The sequence below is a fragment of the Patulibacter sp. genome, assembly GCF_030655195.1.
In the GTDB taxonomy this organism is placed as follows: Bacteria; Actinomycetota; Thermoleophilia; order Solirubrobacterales; family Solirubrobacteraceae; genus Patulibacter.
Genome location: NZ_JAURWA010000179.1, coordinates 12224 through 31595 on the forward strand (window position 1 = coordinate 12224; position 19372 = coordinate 31595).

General features: G+C 74.5%; 16 protein-coding genes. 3 read left to right on the forward strand and 13 right to left on the reverse strand.

Features of this window, described 5'->3' with window-relative positions; all coding sequences use genetic code 11:
* Positions 1 to 135: 135 nt before the first annotated feature.
* The 11 genes from Q7T67_RS19470 to Q7T67_RS19520 form a co-directional block, all read right to left on the reverse strand.
* The gene (locus Q7T67_RS19470) at positions 136 to 1776 is read right to left on the reverse strand and encodes an adenylate/guanylate cyclase domain-containing protein (RefSeq protein WP_304793817.1); all 1641 of its coding nucleotides are present in this window, start codon (positions 1774 to 1776) and stop codon (positions 136 to 138) included.
* A 46-nt stretch (positions 1777 to 1822) separates the two neighbouring features.
* Positions 1823 to 3286, reverse strand: a complete 1464-nt coding sequence (gene cls, locus Q7T67_RS19475) for a cardiolipin synthase (protein WP_304793820.1) — start codon at positions 3284 to 3286, stop codon at positions 1823 to 1825.
* Between the two features lie 47 nt (positions 3287 to 3333).
* Positions 3334 to 4167 carry an enoyl-ACP reductase FabI gene (gene fabI, locus Q7T67_RS19480; RefSeq protein ID WP_304793822.1) on the reverse strand — a complete coding sequence of 278 codons (834 nt, stop codon included), beginning with the start codon at positions 4165 to 4167 and terminating at the stop codon, positions 3334 to 3336.
* A 30-nt stretch (positions 4168 to 4197) separates the two neighbouring features.
* On the reverse strand, positions 4198 to 5712 hold the full coding sequence (locus Q7T67_RS19485) for an acyl-CoA carboxylase subunit beta (RefSeq protein ID WP_304793825.1): 1515 nt from the start codon (positions 5710 to 5712) through the stop codon (positions 4198 to 4200).
* Positions 5709 to 6917 (reverse strand): beta-ketoacyl synthase, encoded by a 1209-nt coding sequence (locus Q7T67_RS19490; RefSeq protein WP_304793828.1) that lies wholly within the window; start codon positions 6915 to 6917, stop codon positions 5709 to 5711. The genes Q7T67_RS19485 and Q7T67_RS19490 overlap by 4 nt, the downstream gene beginning before the upstream one ends.
* Positions 6914 to 7228, reverse strand: a complete 315-nt coding sequence (locus Q7T67_RS19495; RefSeq protein ID WP_304793831.1) for an acyl carrier protein — start codon at positions 7226 to 7228, stop codon at positions 6914 to 6916. The genes Q7T67_RS19490 and Q7T67_RS19495 overlap by 4 nt, the downstream gene beginning before the upstream one ends.
* 120 nt (positions 7229 to 7348) lie before the next feature.
* Positions 7349 to 8110, reverse strand: coding sequence for a 3-oxoacyl-ACP reductase FabG (fabG, locus tag Q7T67_RS19500; RefSeq protein WP_304793833.1), 762 nt, complete (start codon positions 8108 to 8110; stop codon positions 7349 to 7351).
* Positions 8107 to 9159: a 3-oxoacyl-ACP synthase III family protein gene (locus Q7T67_RS19505; RefSeq protein WP_304793836.1), complete on the reverse strand. Its 1053-nt coding sequence runs from the start codon at positions 9157 to 9159 to the stop codon at positions 8107 to 8109. The genes fabG and Q7T67_RS19505 overlap by 4 nt, the downstream gene beginning before the upstream one ends.
* A gap of 1 nt (position 9160) precedes the next feature.
* A complete protein-coding gene (locus tag Q7T67_RS19510; protein WP_304793839.1) occupies positions 9161 to 10060 on the reverse strand; it encodes an ACP S-malonyltransferase in 900 nt (299 codons plus the stop codon).
* A gap of 222 nt (positions 10061 to 10282) precedes the next feature.
* Positions 10283 to 10891: a response regulator transcription factor gene (locus Q7T67_RS19515; protein WP_304793842.1), complete on the reverse strand. Its 609-nt coding sequence runs from the start codon at positions 10889 to 10891 to the stop codon at positions 10283 to 10285.
* Positions 10888 to 12045: a GAF domain-containing sensor histidine kinase gene (locus Q7T67_RS19520; RefSeq protein WP_304793845.1), complete on the reverse strand. Its 1158-nt coding sequence runs from the start codon at positions 12043 to 12045 to the stop codon at positions 10888 to 10890. The genes Q7T67_RS19515 and Q7T67_RS19520 overlap by 4 nt, the downstream gene beginning before the upstream one ends.
* A 204-nt stretch (positions 12046 to 12249) precedes the next feature.
* Between Q7T67_RS19520 and Q7T67_RS19525 the strand changes: the two genes are divergently transcribed.
* The 3 genes from Q7T67_RS19525 to Q7T67_RS19535 all read left to right on the forward strand — a co-directional run bounded on the left by Q7T67_RS19525 (position 12250) and on the right by Q7T67_RS19535 (position 16266).
* Entirely contained in the window at positions 12250 to 13305 is a 1056-nt protein-coding gene (locus Q7T67_RS19525) for a hypothetical protein (protein WP_304793860.1), read from the forward strand.
* A 227-nt stretch (positions 13306 to 13532) separates the two neighbouring features.
* Complete coding sequence (locus Q7T67_RS19530) at positions 13533 to 14645, forward strand: hypothetical protein (RefSeq protein ID WP_304793848.1); 1113 nt, start codon at positions 13533 to 13535, stop codon at positions 14643 to 14645.
* 211 nt (positions 14646 to 14856) lie between these two features.
* A complete protein-coding gene (locus Q7T67_RS19535) occupies positions 14857 to 16266 on the forward strand; it encodes an NAD(P)/FAD-dependent oxidoreductase (protein ID WP_304793851.1) in 1410 nt (469 codons plus the stop codon).
* Positions 16267 to 16282: 16 nt separating this feature from the next.
* Here the strand turns inward: Q7T67_RS19535 and Q7T67_RS19540 are convergent, their stop codons facing one another.
* Together Q7T67_RS19540 and Q7T67_RS19545 are read right to left on the reverse strand one after the other, a co-directional pair.
* Positions 16283 to 17674 (reverse strand): SMP-30/gluconolactonase/LRE family protein, encoded by a 1392-nt coding sequence (locus tag Q7T67_RS19540; protein ID WP_304793854.1) that lies wholly within the window; start codon positions 17672 to 17674, stop codon positions 16283 to 16285.
* Between the two features lie 92 nt (positions 17675 to 17766).
* Positions 17767 to 19372 (reverse strand): neutral/alkaline non-lysosomal ceramidase N-terminal domain-containing protein (locus Q7T67_RS19545; protein ID WP_304793857.1); only part of this gene is annotated, 1606 nt, incomplete at its 5' end.

The following is a 19372-nucleotide window of genomic DNA, read 5'->3' on the forward strand; positions in this document are numbered from 1 at the left end:
GGGACGACGCGCCCGGTTGGGGCGCCCCCACGGCGGGTACGTAGCCGCGCCGCGTCCGTCACCGGCGCCCGCCGTCGAGGGCGGTGCTCCTCCCCGGTGGGCCACCGGGCCGCGCCGAGGTCGACCGCGGCGTGGTCAGTCCCCGTCGGGCCGCGGCACCATCACGTCGGTGGCCTCGGCGCGACCGCGCAGCGTCTCCTCGTGCTCGAGGACCCAGCGGCGGCGCTCGGCGGCGGACGCGCGGGCCACGAGCCGCCCGCTGGCCGCCGTCATCGACGAGGTCTCCTTCGCGACCTCGGTGAGCCGGGCCGCCTCGTTGATCGGGTCGCCGATCACGGTGTACTCCAGCCGTTGCTCCGCGCCCACGTAGCCGGCCACCGCGGGCCCACCGCTGACCCCGACGCCCGCCCGCAGCTCGGGGACGCGCTCCCGCAGCCGCTCCGCCAGGACCCGCGCGGAGGCCAGCGCCCGGTCTGGTGCGTCGTCCTGCGCGACGGGCGCGCCGAAGACCACGAGCGCGGCGTCGCCCTGGAACTTGTTCACCCAGCCGCCGTGCTCGTCGACGGTCTCGACGACCACCGCGAAGAACCGGTTCAGCGCGGCGACGACCTCGTCCGGCGAGTGCTCGGCGGCCAGCGACGTCGAGCCGACGATGTCCACGAAGAGCGCGCAGACCTCGCGGGCCTCGCCGCCCAGGCGGACCTCCTGGTCCAGCGCCGCGCGCGCGACGTCCTCGCCCACGTGCCGGCCGAAGAGGTCCCGCAGCCGCGCGCGGTCCTGCAGGTCGGTCGCCATGCGGTTGAACCCGTCCTGCAGCCGCCCCATGTCGCTGGCGTCGTAGACGGGGATGCGCGCGTCGAGCCCGCCGCGCCGGACCGCCTCCATGCCCCGGCGCACGGTCCGCACCGGGTCGGCGACCGCCCGGGCGGCGAGCAGCTCGACCGCGAGGCCGAAGACGAGCGCGACCCCGCCGAGGACGATCATCGCCAGCGCCATGCGGTCCGCCGTGACGCCCTTGTCGTCGATCGTGACGAGGACCCCGATGACGACGAGGCCGACGACCGGCGCGCCGGTGGCGGTCGCCCAGCCCAGGAGCTGCCTGCGGGTGACGCCCGGCAGGACCGCGCGGTCCAGCCCGCCGGCCTGCAGCGCGATCGCGGCGACCGGCCGCAGCAGGCGCTCGGTCACGAGGTAGCCGAACGCGGCCATCGTGAGGCCGGTCAGCTGCGTCACGAGGTAGACCCGCAGTGCCAGGAGCGCGGTCGTCGGCCCGTCGGCGTCGGACTTCCAGATGTTGAAGAGGCTGAAGAGGATCGCCGCGAGCGTCCACGCCGCCCCGAGCATCACGAGCACCCGGACGGGTGCGCGCAGCAGCTGGTGGACCTCCTCGGGGCGGGCCTCGCGGTCGGAGCCGATCCACCGCGTGACCGAGCGCATCGCCCGCTCGGACCACCAGAGGACCCACGGGATCACGACGAGCATGAACCCCAGCAGGAACCACGCGTTGCTGCCCAGCGCGTCCCGGGCGGCGTCCGTCGCCCGGCCGGGGACCACGAAGACGACCAGGAGCATCACGATCCCGGCCGAGACGAAGTTCGCGATCAGCAGGACGACGACGAGGACCGCCCCCATCACGCGGACGACGACGCCGTCGCTGGAGACGACGCTGCGCAGGCCTGCGGTCAGCTTGCGCAGCCCCCGGGACGCGCGGCTCGGCGGCGGGTCGGGATCGGCGGGCGCCGGCGTGGCCGGCGACGTGGGGAGGCGCCCGCGCATGCGGCGACCCTACCGGCGGCCCACGGACCGCCGGGGCACGGTCGGCCTACTGGAGCGCGGAGGTCAGGCGCGCGAGGTTGTCGACGACCTTGGCGACCGGATTGCGGCCCAGGTGCGCCTCGAGCGTGAGCTCCGAGCTGATCGCGCGGTAGTGGTCCTCGACGGCCCGGAGCTCGGACGCGAACGTCTCGCCGTGGACGAGCACCGAGAGCTCCATGTTCAGCCCGAACGAGCGCATGTCCATGTTGCTCGAGCCGATGACCGAGATGTCGTCGTCGACCGTGAGGTGCTTCGCGTGGAGGATGAAGGGCGCCGGGTACTGCCAGATGCGGATCCCGGCCCGCAGCAGCGCCTCGTAGTACGAGCGCTGGGCGTGGAAGACGAGCGGCTGGTCGCCGATCTCCGAGACGAAGAGCTCGACGGCGACCCCGCGCTGCGCGGCGGTCGTGACGGCCTCGAGCAGCGACTCGTCCGGGACGAAGTACGGGGAGGTGATCGAGATCCGCCCCGCCGCGTTGTAGAGCAGCGCGTTGAAGAGCTTGAGGTTGTTCTCGCCGTCGAACCCCGGGCCGCTCGGCACGACCTGGCACTCGAGCGACGTCAGCGCCTCGCGGGGGTCGACCGGGCCGATCTCGCCCATCAGCTCCTCGTCCGTCTCCGAGAACCAGTCCGTCACGAAGAGGGCGTTGACACCGCCGACGACGGGGCCCTCGAAGCGGACCATCAGCTCCTGCCACTGCAGCCCGCGACGGATGTTCGACCGCTTGTCGTAGGAGCGGTCGATGAGGTTCTGCGAGCCGACGAAGGCGACGTCGCCGTCGACCACGAGCAGCTTGCGGTGGTTGCGCAGGTCGGGCCGCTGGTAGCGCAGCCGGTAGGGCTGGACGGGGAGCATCGGGTGCCACTCCACCCCGATCCGCCGCAGGTGCTTCAGCGTCCGCCGGTACTTCGGGGTGCGCCACGAGCCGATGTGGTCGAACAGGACCTTGACCGCCACCCCGCGCCCCACGGCGCGCTCGAGCGCGTCGAAGAACGGGGCCGTCGTCGCGTCCGAGGAGAGGATGTAGAACTCGCAGTGGACGTAGCTGGTCGCGGCGTCGACGGCCTCCGTCATCGCGGCGATCGACCCCTCGTAGTCCTCGATCAGGTGCGCGTGGTTGCCCGTGACCAGGGGCATCGCGCCGAGGTTGCGGTTCAGGCGCACCACCGACTCGAGCCAGGGCGGGCCCGGATCGTCCTCGGGCACGTCCTCCATGCCCTTCGTCCGCTCGAGGATCATCCGGTTGACCTCGCGCTGCTTGCGCCGCCGGTGCGCCGGCAGCTTCGGGTTGCCGATCAGCAGGAACGCGATCACCCCGAGGTAGGGGATGAGGAAGATCGCCATGAGCCACGCCATCGCCGAGGCCGGCCGGCGGTTGACCGGGACCACGACGACCGCCACGACGCGCACCGCGAGCCCGAGCAGGTCGAGCGCGAGGGTGCTGTGGAGGAGGAGGGAGAACGGGTCCACGGCGCCACGCTACCCGCGGGGCGCCGTGGAGCGACCGGACGGCGGCGTCAGGACGCCGGTGCGTCGGCGGCGGCCGGCGCGGGCGGGCCGTGGCCGACGGGGCCGCAGGAGTGCACGCCGCCGTCGACGTGGAGGATCTCGCCCGAGATGGCCCGGGCCATCGGCGAGAGCAGGAACAGCGCGGCGTCGGCCGTCGGCGTCGGGTCCGCGCCGTCCCAGCCCAGGGGCGCGGCCTCGTGCCAGCCGTCGGCGAGCTGCGAGAAGCCCGGGATGCCGCGCGCGGCGATCGTGCCCAGCGGGCCGGCGGAGACGAGGTTGGAGCGCACGCCGTGCGGGCCGGCGTAGCGGGCGAGGTACCGCGACGTCGCCTCCAGCGCGGCCTTCGCCACACCCATCCAGTCGTAGATCGGCCAGGCGACCTGCGCGTCGAAGTCCAGGCCCACGACGGAGCCGCCGTGCTCGGACTTCGAGAGCGCCGGCAGCAGCGCGGCGGCCAGCGCCTTGAGCGAGAACGCGGAGGTCTGGAACGCGGTCATCGCGCTCTCGGCCGGGGTCTCCAGGAAGTTGCCGCCGAGGGCGTCCGACGGCGCGAAGGCGATGGCGTGGAGCACGCCGTCGAGGCGGCCGTCCCAGCGCTCGTCGATCTCCTTCGCGATCGCGACCAGGTCGTCGGGGTTGTTCACGTCGAGCTCGAGGACGTCGACGGGCGTCGGCAGGGTCTTCGCGGCGCGCTGCGTCATCCGCTTGGGGCGGCCGAAGCCGGTCAGCAGGATCTCGGCGCCGGCCTCCTGTGCCCGGGCGGCGACGTGCCAGGCGATGGAGTCCTTCGTGATGACGCCGGTGATCAGGAGGCGACGGCCGGCCAGGAGGCCGGCGGGCACGGGGGGAACGGTCACTGGGGCCTCGCGGAGCTAGATGGGGAAGTTGCGGGCGCGCTGCTCGGAGGCCGACGGGCGGCGCAGGGAGCCGAACGCCCAGACGAGCCGGTCGCGCGTCGCGGCCGGGTCGATGACCTCGTCGACGATGCCCAGCTGCGCGGCGCCCACGGCCGTGAGGTGCTCGGCGGCGTACTCCGCGCCGAGCTCCTTCTTCTTCGCGGCGGGGTCGTCGGCGGCGGCGATCTGACGGCGCTCGATGATGCCCACGGCCTGCTCCGGCCCCATCACGCCGATCTGGGCGGACGGCCAGGCGAGGACGAGCGTCGCGCCCAGGGCGCGGGAGTTCATCGCGATCTGCGCGCCGCCGAACGCCTTGCGCAGGACGACGGTGACCTTCGGGACGTCCGCCTCGGCAAAGGCGTGCACGAGCTTGGCGCCGTGGCGGATCACCGCGCCGCCCTCCTGCTCGGAGCCGGGCATGAAGCCGGGCGTGTCCACCAGGACCGCCAGCGGCACGCCGAAGAGGTGGCACCAGCGGACGAAGCGCGCGGCCTTCTGGCCCGACTCGGCGTCGAGGGTGCCGGCCATGACCTTCGGCTGGTTGGCGACGATGCCGACCGTGCGCCCGTCGATGCGCGCCAGCGCGGTGACGACGCTCGGGGCCCACGCCGCCGAGATCTCCATGATCCGGCCGCCGTCGACGACGGCCCGGGCGACGTCGCGGACGTCGTAGCCGCGGCGCTGCTCCGTCGGGACGTGGACCGACGGGTCGAACGCGGGCGCGGGCACCGGGCGGGCGCGCGGGGCCTCCTCGCCGGAGTGCGAGGGCAGGAAGCCGAGCAGCTCGCGCGTCATCCGCACGGCGTCGTCGTCGTGGTCGGCGACGAGGTGGCAGACGCCGTTCTTCTTCTGGACGTCGGGACCGCCGAGATCCTCGGCGGAGACGTCCTCGCCGGTGACCTCGCGGACGACGCCCGGACCGGTCAGGAACATCCGCGCGCGGCGGGTCATGATCGTGACGTCGGTCAGGGCCGGGGCGTACGCGCCGCCACCGGCGCAGACGCCGCAGACGACGGAGATCAGCGGGACGCGGCCGGAGAGCCGCGTCAGCGCGGCGAAGATGCGGCCGTAGCCGGCGAGGGCCTCGAGGCCCTCCTGCAGCCGGGCGCCGGCGGAGGAGATGAAGCCGACGACCGGCATGCCGGCGTCGCCGGCCATCTCGAGCAGCCGGACGATCGTCTCGGCGTGCCGGGCCCCGAGGCTGCCGCCCAGGAGCGCCGGGTCCTCGGAGAAGACGGCGACGGAGCGGCCGCCGACCGTGCCGACGCCGGCGAGCACGCCGTCGCCGGGCGTGGCGCGGTCGCCGAGGGTGGGCGAGAGCACCGCGGTGCGCATGAGGCGCAGGGAGCCGGGGTCGCAGAGCGCCTCCAGGCGCCCGAGCGGGGTCAGGTCGCCCTGCCCGGCGACGGCGGCGGCCTTCGTGGACGCGGCGGCCGGGGAGCCGGCGGCGGTGTGCCGCGTCGATGCGGTCGCGGTGCGGGGGGTCATGCGGCGCCTCCTAGGACGATGCAGGCGTTGTGGCCGCCGAACCCGAACGAGGTCGACAGCGCGTGGGGGGCCCGGCCCGGCGTCTCGCGCAGGGCGACGGGCTCACCGACGACGTGGAGCAGGTCGAGCTCCGGGTCGGGGACGTCGAGGTTCAGCGTCGGCGGCGCCACGCGGTCGCGGAGCGCCAGGGTCGTCGCCACGGCCTCGATGGCGCCGGCGGCGCCGAGGGTGTGGCCGATCGCGGACTTCAGGCTGGAGATCGGGGTGCTCGAGAGGTGGTCGCCCAGCGCGATGCGCATGGCGCCCGTCTCGGAGCGGTCGTTCAGCGGCGTGCCGGTGCCGTGGGCGTTGACGTAGTCGATGTCCTCGGCGGACAGCCCGGCGTCGGCGAGCGCCTGGATCACGGCGCGCGACGCACCGGAGCCGTCGGGCGTGGGGGCCGTCAGGTGGTGGGCGTCCTGGGACGAGCCGACACCCTCGAGGTAGCCGAGGATCGTGGCCCCGCGGGCCTTCGCCTTCTCCTCGTCCTCGATGACCAGCGCGGCGGCGCCCTCGGCGAGCACGAAGCCGTCGCGGTCGCGGTGGAACGGCCGCGACTGCCCCGTGGGCGAGAGCGCGTCCATCGCCGAGAAGCCGGCGCGGGCGAGGCCGACGAGCGCGGCCTCGGTGCCCCCGACGACGACGGCGTCCGCGGTGCCGGCGCGCAGCTCGCGCAGGCCGGAGCCGATCGCGTGGGCACCCGCGGCGCAGGCCGAGACGGTGCCCCAGCTCGGGCCGAGCAGGCCGTGGCGCAGGGCGATCTGGCCCGTGGGGCCGTTCGCCATCAGCAGCGGGATCGCCAGCGGGGACACGGGCTTGCCCTGGAGCAGCGCCTCGTGGTTGTTCGTCAGGGTGATGAAGCCGCCGATGCCGGAGCCGATGATCGTGGCGATCCGCTCGGGGGCGTAGGGCAGCTCACCGGAGCGGGGTGCGCCCCAGCCGGCCTGCAGGAGGGCCTCGTCGCCCGCGGCGAGCAGCAGCTGGCTCGAGCGGTCGGCGCGACGCGCCTCCTTCTTCGTGAGGTGGTCGGTGACGACGAAGTCGCGGCACGCGCCCTCGCCGTCCACGATCCCCGACCTGCCGGCGGTCCAGCCGTCGTACAGGGCGTCGGCGCCGACCCCGAGCGGGGTGACGGCACCGACGCCCGTGATCGCCGCGCGGGTCACTGTGCGGCGCGCTCCGTGATCAGGTTGACCGCGTCCTCGACGGTGCGCAGCTTGGCGACGTCCTCGCCCTGGAGCTTCACGCCGTACTGCTCCTCGACGATCTGCGAGAGCTCGGCCAGGTCGAGCGAGTCGACGTCGAGGTCCTCGAACGTGGCGGTGGGGTTCAGGGCGTCGGACTCGGCGCCCAGCTCCTCGAGCGAGCTCAGGACGAGCGTCTCGACGTCTTCACGGGTGGGGGTAGACACGGTGGTGGTCTCTCCGGGGGTTCGGTGGTTCGTGCTGCGTGCTGCGGGGAAGAGCTGGTGGTTCATGACTACACGCGGTCCCCGTGGCGGGGACCCGTGCGTCGTGGTGCGACCGCCGACCGGGGGGGTCATCCCCGCCGGTCGTGGGGGCGGTCGGCGACCGTCCGTCCGGGGTGGACGGGCGGCTCAGGCGCCGAGGCCTCCGTCGACGACGAGCGTCGAGCCGGTGACGTAGGAGGCCTCGGGCGAGGCGAGGAAGCGGATCGTCGCGGCGACCTCTTCCGGCCGGCCGGCGCGGCGGGCCGGGATGTGGTCGACCAGGCCCTCGAGGATGCCCTCGGTCATCTCGCTCTCGACGAAGCCGGGCGCGACGGCGTTGACCGTGACGTTCCGGCGGGCGACCTCGGCGGCGACCGAGCGCGTCAGGCCGAGCAGGCCGGCCTTCGCCGCGGCGTAGTTCGCCTGGCCGGGGTTCGTCTTCAGGCCGATCACCGACGAGACGTTGACGATCCGTCCCCAGCGGGCGCGGATCATCGTCTTCAGCGCCGGGCGGATCAGCCGGAACGCCGCGGTCAGGTCGACGTCGATGACCGACTGCCACTCGTCGTCGGTGAGCTGCATCGCGAGGTTGTCGCGGGTGATGCCGGCGTTGTTGACCAGCACCCGGACCGGGCCCAGCGCGGCGACCGCGTCGGCGAGGAGCTGCTCGGGCGCGGCCGGGTCGGCGAGGTCGGCCGCGACGGCCACCGCGGTGCCGCCGGCCTGCTCGACCGCCGCGACGACGGCCTGCGCGCGCTCGGCACCGCGGCCGTAGTGGACGACGACGGGCCAGCCGTCGGCCGCGAGCGCCTTGACGGTCGCCGCGCCGATCGCGCCGGAGCCGCCGGTCACCAGCGCGCAGCCGTCCTCGGGACGGGTCGGCGGCCAGCTCGTGTCCTTCGGGCTCATGCGGAGGCCCCTTCCCAGGTCATGGTGATGCCCGCCCACGCCAGGCCGCTGCCGAACCCGGCGAGCAGCAGGCGGGTGCCGGGGACGACGCGGCCCTGCTCCCGCGCGTCGGCGAGGGCCAGGGCGATCGAGGCGGCGGAGGTGTTGCCGTGGCTGTGGACCGAGGTCGCCAGGCGCTCCTCGGGCACGTCGAGGCGCTTGCGGACCGCGTCGAGGATCCGGCCGTTGGCCTGGTGCAGCACGATCAGGTCGACGTCGTCGATCGTCGTGTCGTTGGCCGCCGCGGTGTCGCGGACGGTCGACTCGAAGCGGCTGACGGCCGTCTTGTACGTGTCGAAGCCGTTCATCTGCACCTGGCCGGCCTTGCCCGGCCCGAACTCGCCCTCGTCGTAGACCGACGGGTGGTCGGTGGCGACGCGGACCGTGCCGCCGTTGGCGCCGTCGGAGCCGAAGATCGACCGGCCGGTGATGCCGGGGTGCGCGTCGTCCGCCGGGGCGGTCGTGCCGCGCAGGACGATCGCGCCCGCGCCGTCGCCGAGCAGGCCGGCGGTCGCGCGGTCGGTCTTGTCGGTCAGGCGGCTCATGGCCTCGGCGGCGACGACGACCACCGTGCGCGCGCGGCCGGACTCGATGAGGCCCGCCGCGGTCGCGACGGAGGCGACGAAGCCGCTGCAGCCCGACGAGAGGTCGAAGCCGCCCGCGTGGTCCGTCCCCAGGCCGTCGGCGACGACGGCCGCCATGGACGGCGCGATGTCGTCGCTCTGCAGGCAGGCGGCGATGACGAAGTCGACCTCGGAGGCCGGCACGCCGGCGTCCTCCAGCGCGCGCTGGGAGGCACGCAGCGCGAGGTCGGTGAGCTTCTCGCCCGGGGCGAGGATCCGCCGCTCGAGGATGTGGGTGCGCTTGACGAGCCAGCCCGGGTCCAGGCCGAGGCGCTCCTCGATCTCGGCCGACGTGACGACACCGTCGGGCAGCGCCGCACCGACGCCGAGTGGCGCGACGCGGACGGGTCCGGGGGAGGTGGGGTGTTGCCGGGACGCCGCGGACATGTCAGGCATCATCCCCGGTCGCGGCCGCGGAGCCCTCTCCGGCGGGGATCGCGGGCACCTCGACCTCCACGACGTCGTCGCCCTCGGCGTCCGCGAACGTCTTGCGGGCCAGGCCCGCGGCGACCTCGCCGGGGCCGGCGTCGACGAACCGGCGGATCCCCGTGGCGTGCAGGGCGAGGAGGCCCGGCCGGAAGAGCACGGGGTGCGTGAGGCTGTCGATCAGGCGCCGCGGCGGATCGTCGATCGGGGCGGCGGTGACGGCGGACCAGACGGTGGTGTGCGGCTCGCGGAACGTCGTGGCGTCGATTGCGGCCTGGAGGCCCGCGACGGCCGGCTCCATCAGCGGGGAGTGGAACGCCCCGGCGACGTCGAGCCGCCGGACGCGGTTGCCCGACGCCTTGGCGGTCTCCGCCGCGGCGTCCAGACCGGTGATCAGGCCGGCGATGATGACCTGCCCGGGTGCGTTGTCGCAGGCGACGACGAGGCCGTGCTGCTCGGCCAGCTCGGTGGCGGCGGCGATCCCGCCCTTGCGCACGGCGGCCATGCTGCCGAGCCGCTCCGGGTCGGCGTCGGCCATCGCACGGCCGCGGGCGGCGGCGAGGACCAGGGCCTCCCGCTCGTCGATCGCGCCGGACACGGCGAGCGCCACGATCTCGCCGAGCGAGTGGCCGAAGAAGGCCTCCGGCGCGTCCAGGCCGAGGGCGGACCAGCGGGCCAGCGACGAGCAGACGATCGCGGGCTGGGTGAAGCGGGTGCTCTCCGCCGCTCGCCGGAAGGGATCCTCGCCGACCGCCTCGACGACCGCGGCCAGCAGGTCGGGACGCAGTCGAGCGACCTCCTCCCCCGCACCCTCCAGCGGGACGCCCTGGCCGGGGAAGAGGACTGCCGTACGAACGCTCACGGCGCGACAGCCTTGCACCAACGCGGGCTGACAGGCCGTCCAGCGGGCCGCGGAACCCCCCGGGAGGAGGAGATCCGGGGGCTGCCCCCACCGTCGCGGCGGGGGCGGGCCTCCGGTGGTCGCCCTGGAGGAGGCCGAGCTGGTCCGCCGTCCGCACGGCCTCGGCGTCGGGGGCGGGAGGTGGGCCCCGTCTCGGCGACCGCGCCGGTGGGTGCCGCGGCCTCAGAGGAGGCCGAGCTGGTCCGCCGTCCGCACGGCCTCGGCGCGGTTGCGCACCTCGAGCTTGCGGTAGAGCGAGCTCGTGTGCTCCTTCACCGTGTGCGGGGAGAGGTGCAGCGTCCCGGCGATCTCGGGGTTCGTCGCACCGGTGGCGATCAGGCCGAGGATCTCGCGCTCGCGCGGCGAGAGGCCGGCGGGCGTTGTCGGACCGGCGACGCCCTCGAAGACCGTGCGCCCGGCGGCGATGGTGCGGACCGCCCGGCAGACGTCGGCGGCCGGCCAGTCCTTGGGCACGAAGCCCGAGGCACCGGCCGCCCGCGCGGCGGCGGCGGAGATCCGGCCGGAGCCGGACATCAGCAGGACCTTCGTGCGGGGCTCCGTCTCGCGCAGCCGCTCGCAGAGCTGCGCGCCCGACTCCGTCCCGAGGAACAGGTCCACGAGGGCGACGTGCGGCGCGTAGCGGCCCGCCAGCTCGACGGCCTCCTGCCCGTTGTGGGCGCTGAGGCAGCGCGCCACCCACGGCTGCCCCGACAGCAGCGCGCGGAGCCCCCAGTGCACGACCTCGTGGTCGTCGACCAGGAGCACCGTCGTCCGTCCGACCTCTCGGGTCATGCGCCCACCTCCGTCTCGTCACCCATCGGCAGGAGCAGACGCACCCGCCACTCACCGTCCCCGCGTGCCCCGAACTCCAGGAGCCCGCCGACCTGCAGCGCCTCGACCGCGGCCAGGCGCAGGCCCAGCCCCGACCCGGACGGGACGCCCGCGGAACCACGCACGCCGTCGGAGTCGATCGTCAGCGAGAGCGCGTCGTCGCGACGCGTCAGCGACACGTGCAGCACCGTCGGCTCGCCGTGCTTCAGCGCGTTGCGGACGGCCTCGCCGAGCACGGACTGCGCGAGCGACTCGAGCGGCAGCGGGACCTCCACGCCGTCCTCGAGGTCGGCCCGGAGCTCGACGGTGGCGTGGGCGCGCCGCAGACGCTCGACCTCCTCGGCCAGGCGCATCGCGGTCGGCGCGCCCGTCGTCAGCTGCGGGCCGTGCAGGAGCTGCCGCAGATCGGCCTGGGTGGCCTCGACCTCGACGCGGGCGCGCTCGAGCGCCTCGCCCTCCAGCGCGGTCCCCGAGCCGAGCACGAGGTTCAGGCCGAAGAGCCGCTGGATCACCTGCTCGTGGACCTGGCGGACGAGCAGCAGGCGGTGCTCGAGCTGGCGGGCCTGCTCCTGGTGACGCGTGGCGCGGCGGGCCTCGGCGGCGAACGCGACGACCTTGCCCGCGATCCAGAGCGCGTCACGCTGGGCGTCGCCGAGCGGCTCGCCCGTCGTCTGCTCGACGACCATCACGCCGTACCAGGTGCCCCCGGCCGCGATCGGCACGTACGCGAGGTCGCCCTGGGGCAGCTGCTGCAGGTCGGGGCGGTTCAGCTCGTCGTCGTTGGCGTCGAGCGAGTCGACGACCCGGTCCTCCTCGAGGCAGACGCGCGAGAGCGGTGCGTCCTCGATGCCGACGCCCTCGATCGGGAAGCGGTCGCGGTCGATCCGGTGCGACCCGACCGGCCGGACGCGACGGAGGCCCTCGTCGTAGAGGAACATCACGGAGCGGTCGACCTTCACGGCGCGGCAGACCGCCTCGCAGAGCCCGTCGTAGAAGTGCGCGCTCTCCGGCGTCGCCTGCTCGATGCCGGCCATCGCCCGCACGAAGACGCCCAGCGCGTCGGCCGCGACGACGGCGGCCGACTGGTGCTCCGCGTGGTGGGCCTCCTGCGTCATCGGCGCAGCGTATCCGTGCCGGACGGGCTCGCGGGTCCGGCGTCCCGGGAGGGGCCCGGACCGACCCGCGTTCTTGAGAGAACGATGAGGTCTCTGCCAGGCGACCGACACTTTCGGCCCGATGTGGTGTTCCCTGTAGATATGACTCTCCCCCGAGCCACTCGACTCCTCACGGCCACGGCCGCAGCGTCCGCGTTGGCCCTGGTGCCCGTCGGTGCGGCCAACGCCGCCCCGGTGAAGGGCCTCCAGGACCAGGACATGACGGTCAACAACCCGCAGCTGTCCTCGTCGTTCTTCACGGACGCGAAGGCCGCGAAGGTGGGCATCACCCGCTACAACGTCCGCTGGGACGGCAAGTCCTCGACGCCGGACCCCGGGCAGGTCGCCCTGGTCCGCAACGCGATCCAGCAGGGTGCCGCCAGCGGCATCCGGACCGTCACGGTCGCCCCGAGCCTGTCCAGCAACGACAAGGCCAACCCGCGCGGCAAGAAGAAGGGTCCGACGGCCGCGTCGCTCATCTCCTCCTCGGCGTACACGAAGTACATCCGCTCGCTCGCCACCAGCCTCAAGGGCGCCGGCGCGGTCGTCTACTACGCGCCGATCAACGAGCCCAACTGGTACCGCTTCATCCCGAAGCGCGGCGGGGCCACGCTCTACCGCAAGCTCGTGAACATCGCCTACAAGGAGGTCAAGGCGGCCGACTCGAGCGCCAAGGTCCTCTTCGGCGAGCTCCTCCCCTACGCCCGCGCGAAGTCGAAGAACTACCCCAACGGCCAGTCCGCCGACCCGGGCGACTTCGTCCGCGAGGTGCTCGGCCTGGACTCGAAGTACCGGGCCAAGGGCAGCAAGAAGACCTACTCCGTCAAGGCCGACGGCGTGTCGCTGCACACCTACGACTTCAAGGCCGATCCGCGCAAGAAGCGCAAGGACCGCGACCAGTGGACGCAGGCCAACCTCGCCTACGCCAAGAGCGACCTGAAGAAGGCCGCGAAGACCGGCCGCATCTCGAAGTCCGCGGCGGGCCGGATCTACCTGACCGAGTTCGCCTACAAGACCAAGGGCAGCGACAAGATCTCGACGTCGAAGGCGAAGACGTACCTCAAGCGCGCCTGGGACATCGCCAAGAAGCAGAAGGTCCGCTCGTTCATCTGGTACCAGCTGCGCGACCCGCAGTCGACCGGCGAGCTGTGGCAGTCGGGCCTGAAGTCCCGCGACGGCGGCAGCCGCTCGACCTGGACCACGTTCCGCGGCCTGAAGTAGCCCGGGACCCCCGGCCGCCCCGCGCGGCCGCCCCGGTGTGATCGACGCCGCCCCCGGACCTGGTCCGGGGGCGGCGTCCGTCGTTCCGGGGCAGGCGTCCCCCGCTCGCCGGGCGCTGTCGCGTCGGCGCGACGTCCGTCCCCGCGCCGTGCGGCGCGGCGGGGCGCCTCCCGGCGCACGCGCGCGCCGGTGCATCCGGCCGGTCCGCGGTGTGTTTCGATGTCCGGATGCGCTTCCCCCGTCCCGGCCGCCTCGTGGTGGCCGCCACCGTCTCCGCGGCGCTCCTGCCTGCCGGCCCAGCGGGTGCCGCGCCGGTCAAGGGCCTCCAGGACCAGGAGATGACCGTCAACGTCCCGGGCCTCACGGGCGCCTTCTACACCGACGCCCGCGCGGCGAAGGTCGGCATGCTGCGGTTCAACACGTCGTGGGACGGCCGGGCGACGGCGCCGGACGCCGGGCAGGTCGCGCGCATCAGGGCCGCGATCGAGCAGGGCGTCGCCCGGGGCATCCGCTCCGTCGAGATCGCGCCGAACATCTCGGGCGACGCGTCCTTCAACCCACGGGGCAGGCGGAAGGGCCCGACCGCCGCCTCGAAGGTCTCCTCCCGGTCGTACACGACCTACATCCGCGCGCTGGCCGAGAGCCTCGACGGCACCGGCGCGCGGCTCTACTACGCGCCGATCAACGAGCCCAACTGGTACCGCCACATCCCCAAGCGCGGCGGCGCGGCGCTCTACCGGAAGCTGCACGGGATCGCCTACACGCAGGTCAAGCGGGTCAGCTCGAGGAACCGGGTGCTCTTCGGTGAGCTCCTGCCCTACGACCGCCCGCTCTCGCGGAACTACCCGAACGGCCAGTCCACCGACGCCGGCACGTTCACCCGCCAGGTCCTGGGCCTGACGTCGCGGTGGAAGGCCAGGGGCAGCCGCCGCACCCACACCGTCAAGGCCGACGGCGTCTCGCTGCACACCTACGACTTCAAGGCCGATCCGCGCCGGAAGCGCAGGGACCGCGACGACTGGACGCAGGGCAACCTGGGCTACGCCAGGAGCGACCTGCGCAAGGCCGCGCGCACGAAGCGCCTGCCGGCGAAGGCCGCCCGGGCGATCCACCTGACCGAGTTCGCCTACAAGACGACGGGCAGCGACCGGATCTCGACGTCGCGGGCGCGGACCTACCTGAAGCGGGCGTGGAGCATCGCCAGGCGGCAGAAGGTGCGGTCGTTCGTCTGGTACCAGCTGCGCGACCCGCAGTCGACGGGCGAGAGCTGGCAGTCGGGCCTGAAGACCCGTGACGGCGGCACCCGCTCGACCTGGACCACCTTCCGCGGCCTGCGGTAGCGCGGGCCGCGCGGCCGCTCCGGCGCGGTCGACGCGGTCCCCGGGGACCCGGCCCGGTGGGCCGCGTCCGTCCCCGAGGGGGTCGGCGCCGTGCCGGTCGCGGGCCGATCGGGTAGGAGTTCCGCAGTGGACGGTCCCGGTGGCGCACGCCCCGGGTCGACGTCCGCCGTCCGCCGAGCCCGGCGGACGGTCCGCAGAACGAGGAGTCGCAGTGCACGAGACCGAAGCCGACGTCGTGGTCCTGGGAGCCGGTCCGGCCGGCGAGGTCGCCGCCGGCCAGCTGGCGGGGGGCGGCCTGGACGTCGTCCTCGTCGAGGACCGGCTCGTCGGCGGCGAGTGCTCCTTCTGGGGCTGCATGCCCTCGAAGGCGCTCCTCCGGCCGGTCGAGCTGATGGCCGAGATCGCCCGGGTCCCGGGCGTCCGGGAGCTCGTCACCGGCACCCCCGACCCGCAGGTCGTGCTGGACCGCCGCGACGAGGTCGTCCACGACCTGGACGACAGCGTGCAGCTGCCGTGGCTCGACGATCGCGGGATCCGGCTGGAGCGCGGCGTCGGCCGCCTCGTCGCCGAGCGCACCGTCGAGGTCCGCGACGTCGGCGCCGAGCAGCCGCGGCTGCGGATCACCGCCCGTCGCGCGATCGTCGTGGCCGTCGGCACCGTCCCGGCGTTCCCGCCCGTCGACGGCCTCCAGGAGGCCGCCGGCTGGACCAACCGCGAGGGCACCAACGCCGACGAGGTCCCGGAGTCGCTGATCGTCATCGGCGGCGGGCCGATCGGCTCGGAGCTCGCGCTGGCCTGGTCGTCGCTCGGCGCGACGGTCACGCTGCTGGAGTCCGGCCCGCAGCTCCTGGCGAAGGAGGAGCCGTTCGCGGGCGAGCAGGTCGCGGACGGGCTGCGCGAGCACGGGGTCGACGTGCGCGTCGGCGTCACGATCGCGTCCGCGGCGCGGCAGCCCGACGGCACCGTCAGCGTCTCGTTCGAGGGCGGCGAGTCGATCGACGCGGCGGAGCTGATGGTGGCAGCCGGCCGCGCGCCGAGCACCGGGGACCTGGGGCTCGAGGCGGTCGGGGTGACGCCGAACGACCACGGCTACCTCGACACGGACGCCCACCTGCTCGCGGGCGGTACGGACTGGCTCTACGCCGTCGGGGACGTCAACGGGCGGGCGCTCCTGACGCACGTCGGCAAGCGCCAGTCGCGGGTGATGGCCGACCACGTGCTCGGCGACGCCGACGCCGCGCTGGCCCCCGACGAGCTCGAGGGCGGCCGCAGCCCCCGGGTGACGTTCACCGAGCCGCAGGTCGCGGCCGTCGGCTACACGCTGCAGGACGCCAAGGACGCGGGGATCGACGCGATCGCCATCGACGTCCCGTCCGACGGGAACGCCGGCGCGAGCTTCATCGGCAAGGGCGCCGGCGGGACGACCCGGTTCGTGATCGACCCCGAGGCGAACATCCTCGTCGGGGCGACCTTCACGGGCGCGGGCATCGCCGAGCAGCTGCACGCCGCGACGATCGCGGTCGCCGGGCGCGTCCCCCTCGACGTGCTGGACCGGGCGACCCCGGCGTTCCCGACCCGCACGGAGACCTGGCTGCGCCTGATGGACAAGCGCCCGCGGTAGGGGCGCGGCCCGCCCCCTACGGCCGCCGCACCCGCAACGTCGCGCGGCCCGCCGTGTGGCCCGTGGCCGTCGCGACGACCCGCAGCGTCGTGGTCGTCGTCCGGCGCAGCGTCACCGTGGCGCGGCCCTTCGCGTCGGTCCGCAGGGACCGGCCCGCCACGCGGATCCTGGCCCGGGCGATCGAGCGCCGGACGCCGGCGACCGACGCCGTCACGCGCAGCCGCACGACCGTCCGGCGGCCGAGCGGCACCCGGCCCGGCGCGACCGTGACCCGCAGACGTGTCCTCGCCGTCGTGGCGGGCGCCGGGGCGGGAGCCGTCGGCGGGTCGCCCGCGCCGACGGGGACGAGCTCGGGAACGCCGGTCTCCCCCGTCTCGACGGCCAGGATCGCCTGGTTGCCGGTCACGCCGAAGACGGCGCTCTGGTTGGCCACGAGCAGCCGGGAGCCCTGGAACATCGCGCTGGAGGGCGCGTCGAACGGGATCGGCGACCCGTTCGTCCCCACGATCGGCAGGCCGAAGCGGCCGAGCTCCTCGCCGCCCGGTCCGAGCTTCACGACCTGCGACGCGGTCGGTCCGACGAGCGCCGCATAGACGTTGCCGGCCTTGGAGACCGCGAAGCCGTCGGGGAGGTCGAAGAGCCCCGAGGTCCACAGCGTGCGCACCGTCCCCGGGAGCTGGCCCGCCAGCAGCGGGACGGCCAGCAGCTTGCCCTGCAGCATGTCGACGCCGTCCCCGCCGAGGCTCGAGGACTGCATGAGCAAGACGGTCCTGCGGTCCGCCGAGAGCTCGATCCCCGCGAGGCCGAACTCGGACGCCCGGAAGCGGTCCAGGCCGAGCCACACCGACGCCTTCCCGCCGCCCGGGGGGACCCGCCAGACGACGTCCTGCTGGTAGTCGGTGACCAGCAACGAGCCGTCCGGCAGCCAGACGCCGTAGTTGGGCATCGGCAGCTCGTCGGCGCTGCCGGGCTCGCAGTCGACGTGGTAGGCGACCATCGTGCACGGCTTCAGGTCGGGGAACGTGGCGTAGGGCGCGAACGTCCCGGTGTCGCGGTCCAGGAGCAGCGCGCGGGCCGGGGCCTTGTCGAGCAGGACGAGCCGGCCGCGGGCGTCGCTCGTGGTCACCTGGACGCCCTGCTCCCCGGCCGAGGTGTCCTGCCCGGGGACGGTCCATGCGCGGACGGGCGCGCCGCCCGTCGCGGAGAACTCGAAGACCTTCGACGGGACGCCGGGCGCCCCGTGGTTGACGTAGGTGCCCTCGTAGACGCGCCCGTCCGGGTGGACGTACGCGTGGGCCGGGTAGCCGGGCGGGCCGATCGTCGCGAAGACCGAGGTGTCGCCCGGGGCCGCCGAGGCGGGTGACGCCGCACCCGCACCCAGCGCCGCGACCGCGACCAGCAGCGCCACCGCCGTCGCTCGCCCCCGTCGGGTCGTGCGGCGGTCGGGCGCCCGGACGGGCACCCCTGGGGTCCGGCGGTCGGTCGCGCCGCCCGTGCGCCTCACGAGCCCGTCCCGGCCACGGCGAGCGCCGCGGCGTTCGTGTTGCCGTCGACGTCCTTCGCCGCACCCGCGGGGACGCTCACCGACGCGCCGGCGGGGACGTCGACCGTGGCGGTGCCGTCGCTCCCGATCGGCGCGCTCACCGTCCGGTCGCCGACCCGGAACGCGACCGTGCCGCGCTGCAGGATGGTCGGCCGCGCGATCAGGTCGACGTTCGTGCGCGGCACCGGGAAGCCGACCTCGACGCGCGCCTTCCCACCGGTCGCCGTGCGTCGGCGCACCTCCAGCGCGTCGCTGGTCCGCACCGCGAACGCCCCCAAGGTCAACCGGTAGCGCGGGGAGGTGATCACGAAGCGGTAGACGCCGGTGGGCGTCGTCTCCGGCGGGTTCCAGGTCGCCGTGTACCGGCCGGCGTCGTCGACGCGCCAGGCGATCGCGGACCCCAGGTCGTTGTCCGCCGCCACCCAGCCCGAGCCGTCCTGCCGCTCGACGGTGATGAAGGCGGTGTCGACGGGCTTGTCCGCGCCCGACGTCGCGCCCTGCCACGCGACGGACGCCAGGCCGAGCCGCGGGACGTCCTTCGGCTGGTCGAGCACGCGCCCGGCCGCCGCGCCCGCCGGATAGGCCGGCCCGTTCGCCCGGACGCCGTTGGAGGCGTCGTAGGGCTTCGTGTCCAGCGTGATCGGGTCCCCCGCCAGCGCCGTCGCCAGGTCGACGGCGCGGTCGGTCAGGAAGGTGCCGGAGTGGCGGCCGAAGACCGTCGAGGCGCCCTCGTACTGCTGCTTGTCGAACTCCTCGGGGGTGGTGATGTAGTTCAGGTAGTCGTTGGACAGCCCCGCGATGGTGACGCGCTCGACGCCGGCCTTGCGGGCCCGGGCGAGCACCGCCGCACGGGTGCGCTCGCCGATGCCGATCGTCGGCTCGCCGGGCATCGTGACGATCGCCCCGTCGCCGATCCGGGCGAGGACCATCGGCCAGAACTCCGACCACTTCCCGATCGGGACGACGACCTTCCCGCCCTGCACCGGGTCCAGGGCGGGGAGCGTGAGCCCCTCGAGGTCCTTGCCGAGGATGTCGAAGAGCGGCCCGCGCCCCTCCTCGGAGCCCGTCAGGAACGGGGCGCCGATGCGGCCCTGCGTGTCCACGCGACCGCCGTCGCTGGCCTGTCGGCCGCAGAAGCAGAAGCGGGTCCATTCGACCCCGAAGCTCGGCGTCGCGGTCATCCGGGCGCCCGCGTCCTTCCAGGCGCGGAAGAACGCATCGCCCTCCGTGCGCCCGACGAGGTCGGCGCCGGCGGGGCCGCTGTGCTCGAGACCGGCGGACTGGTCGCCCTGGTCCGCGCTGCCGTAGACGGCGATGACCGGCTGGGTCGCCGGGACGTCCGCCGCGCCGCGGACCAGCTCCTCGAACTGGCGCGCCGCGGCACCGCCGTGGTCGGCGCTGTAGAGACCGAACTCGGACTTCACGACCGTGCCGTGGTTGGCGAAGTTCGCCCAGCCGCCGATCGGCTGGGCGTGGTCCTTCGCGCAGGGCCGGGCCGTGTTGCGGCGCGCGGTGGCCCGGGCGCGGGTCGCGGCGCGGCGGGTGCTGGTCGCCCGGCGCCTC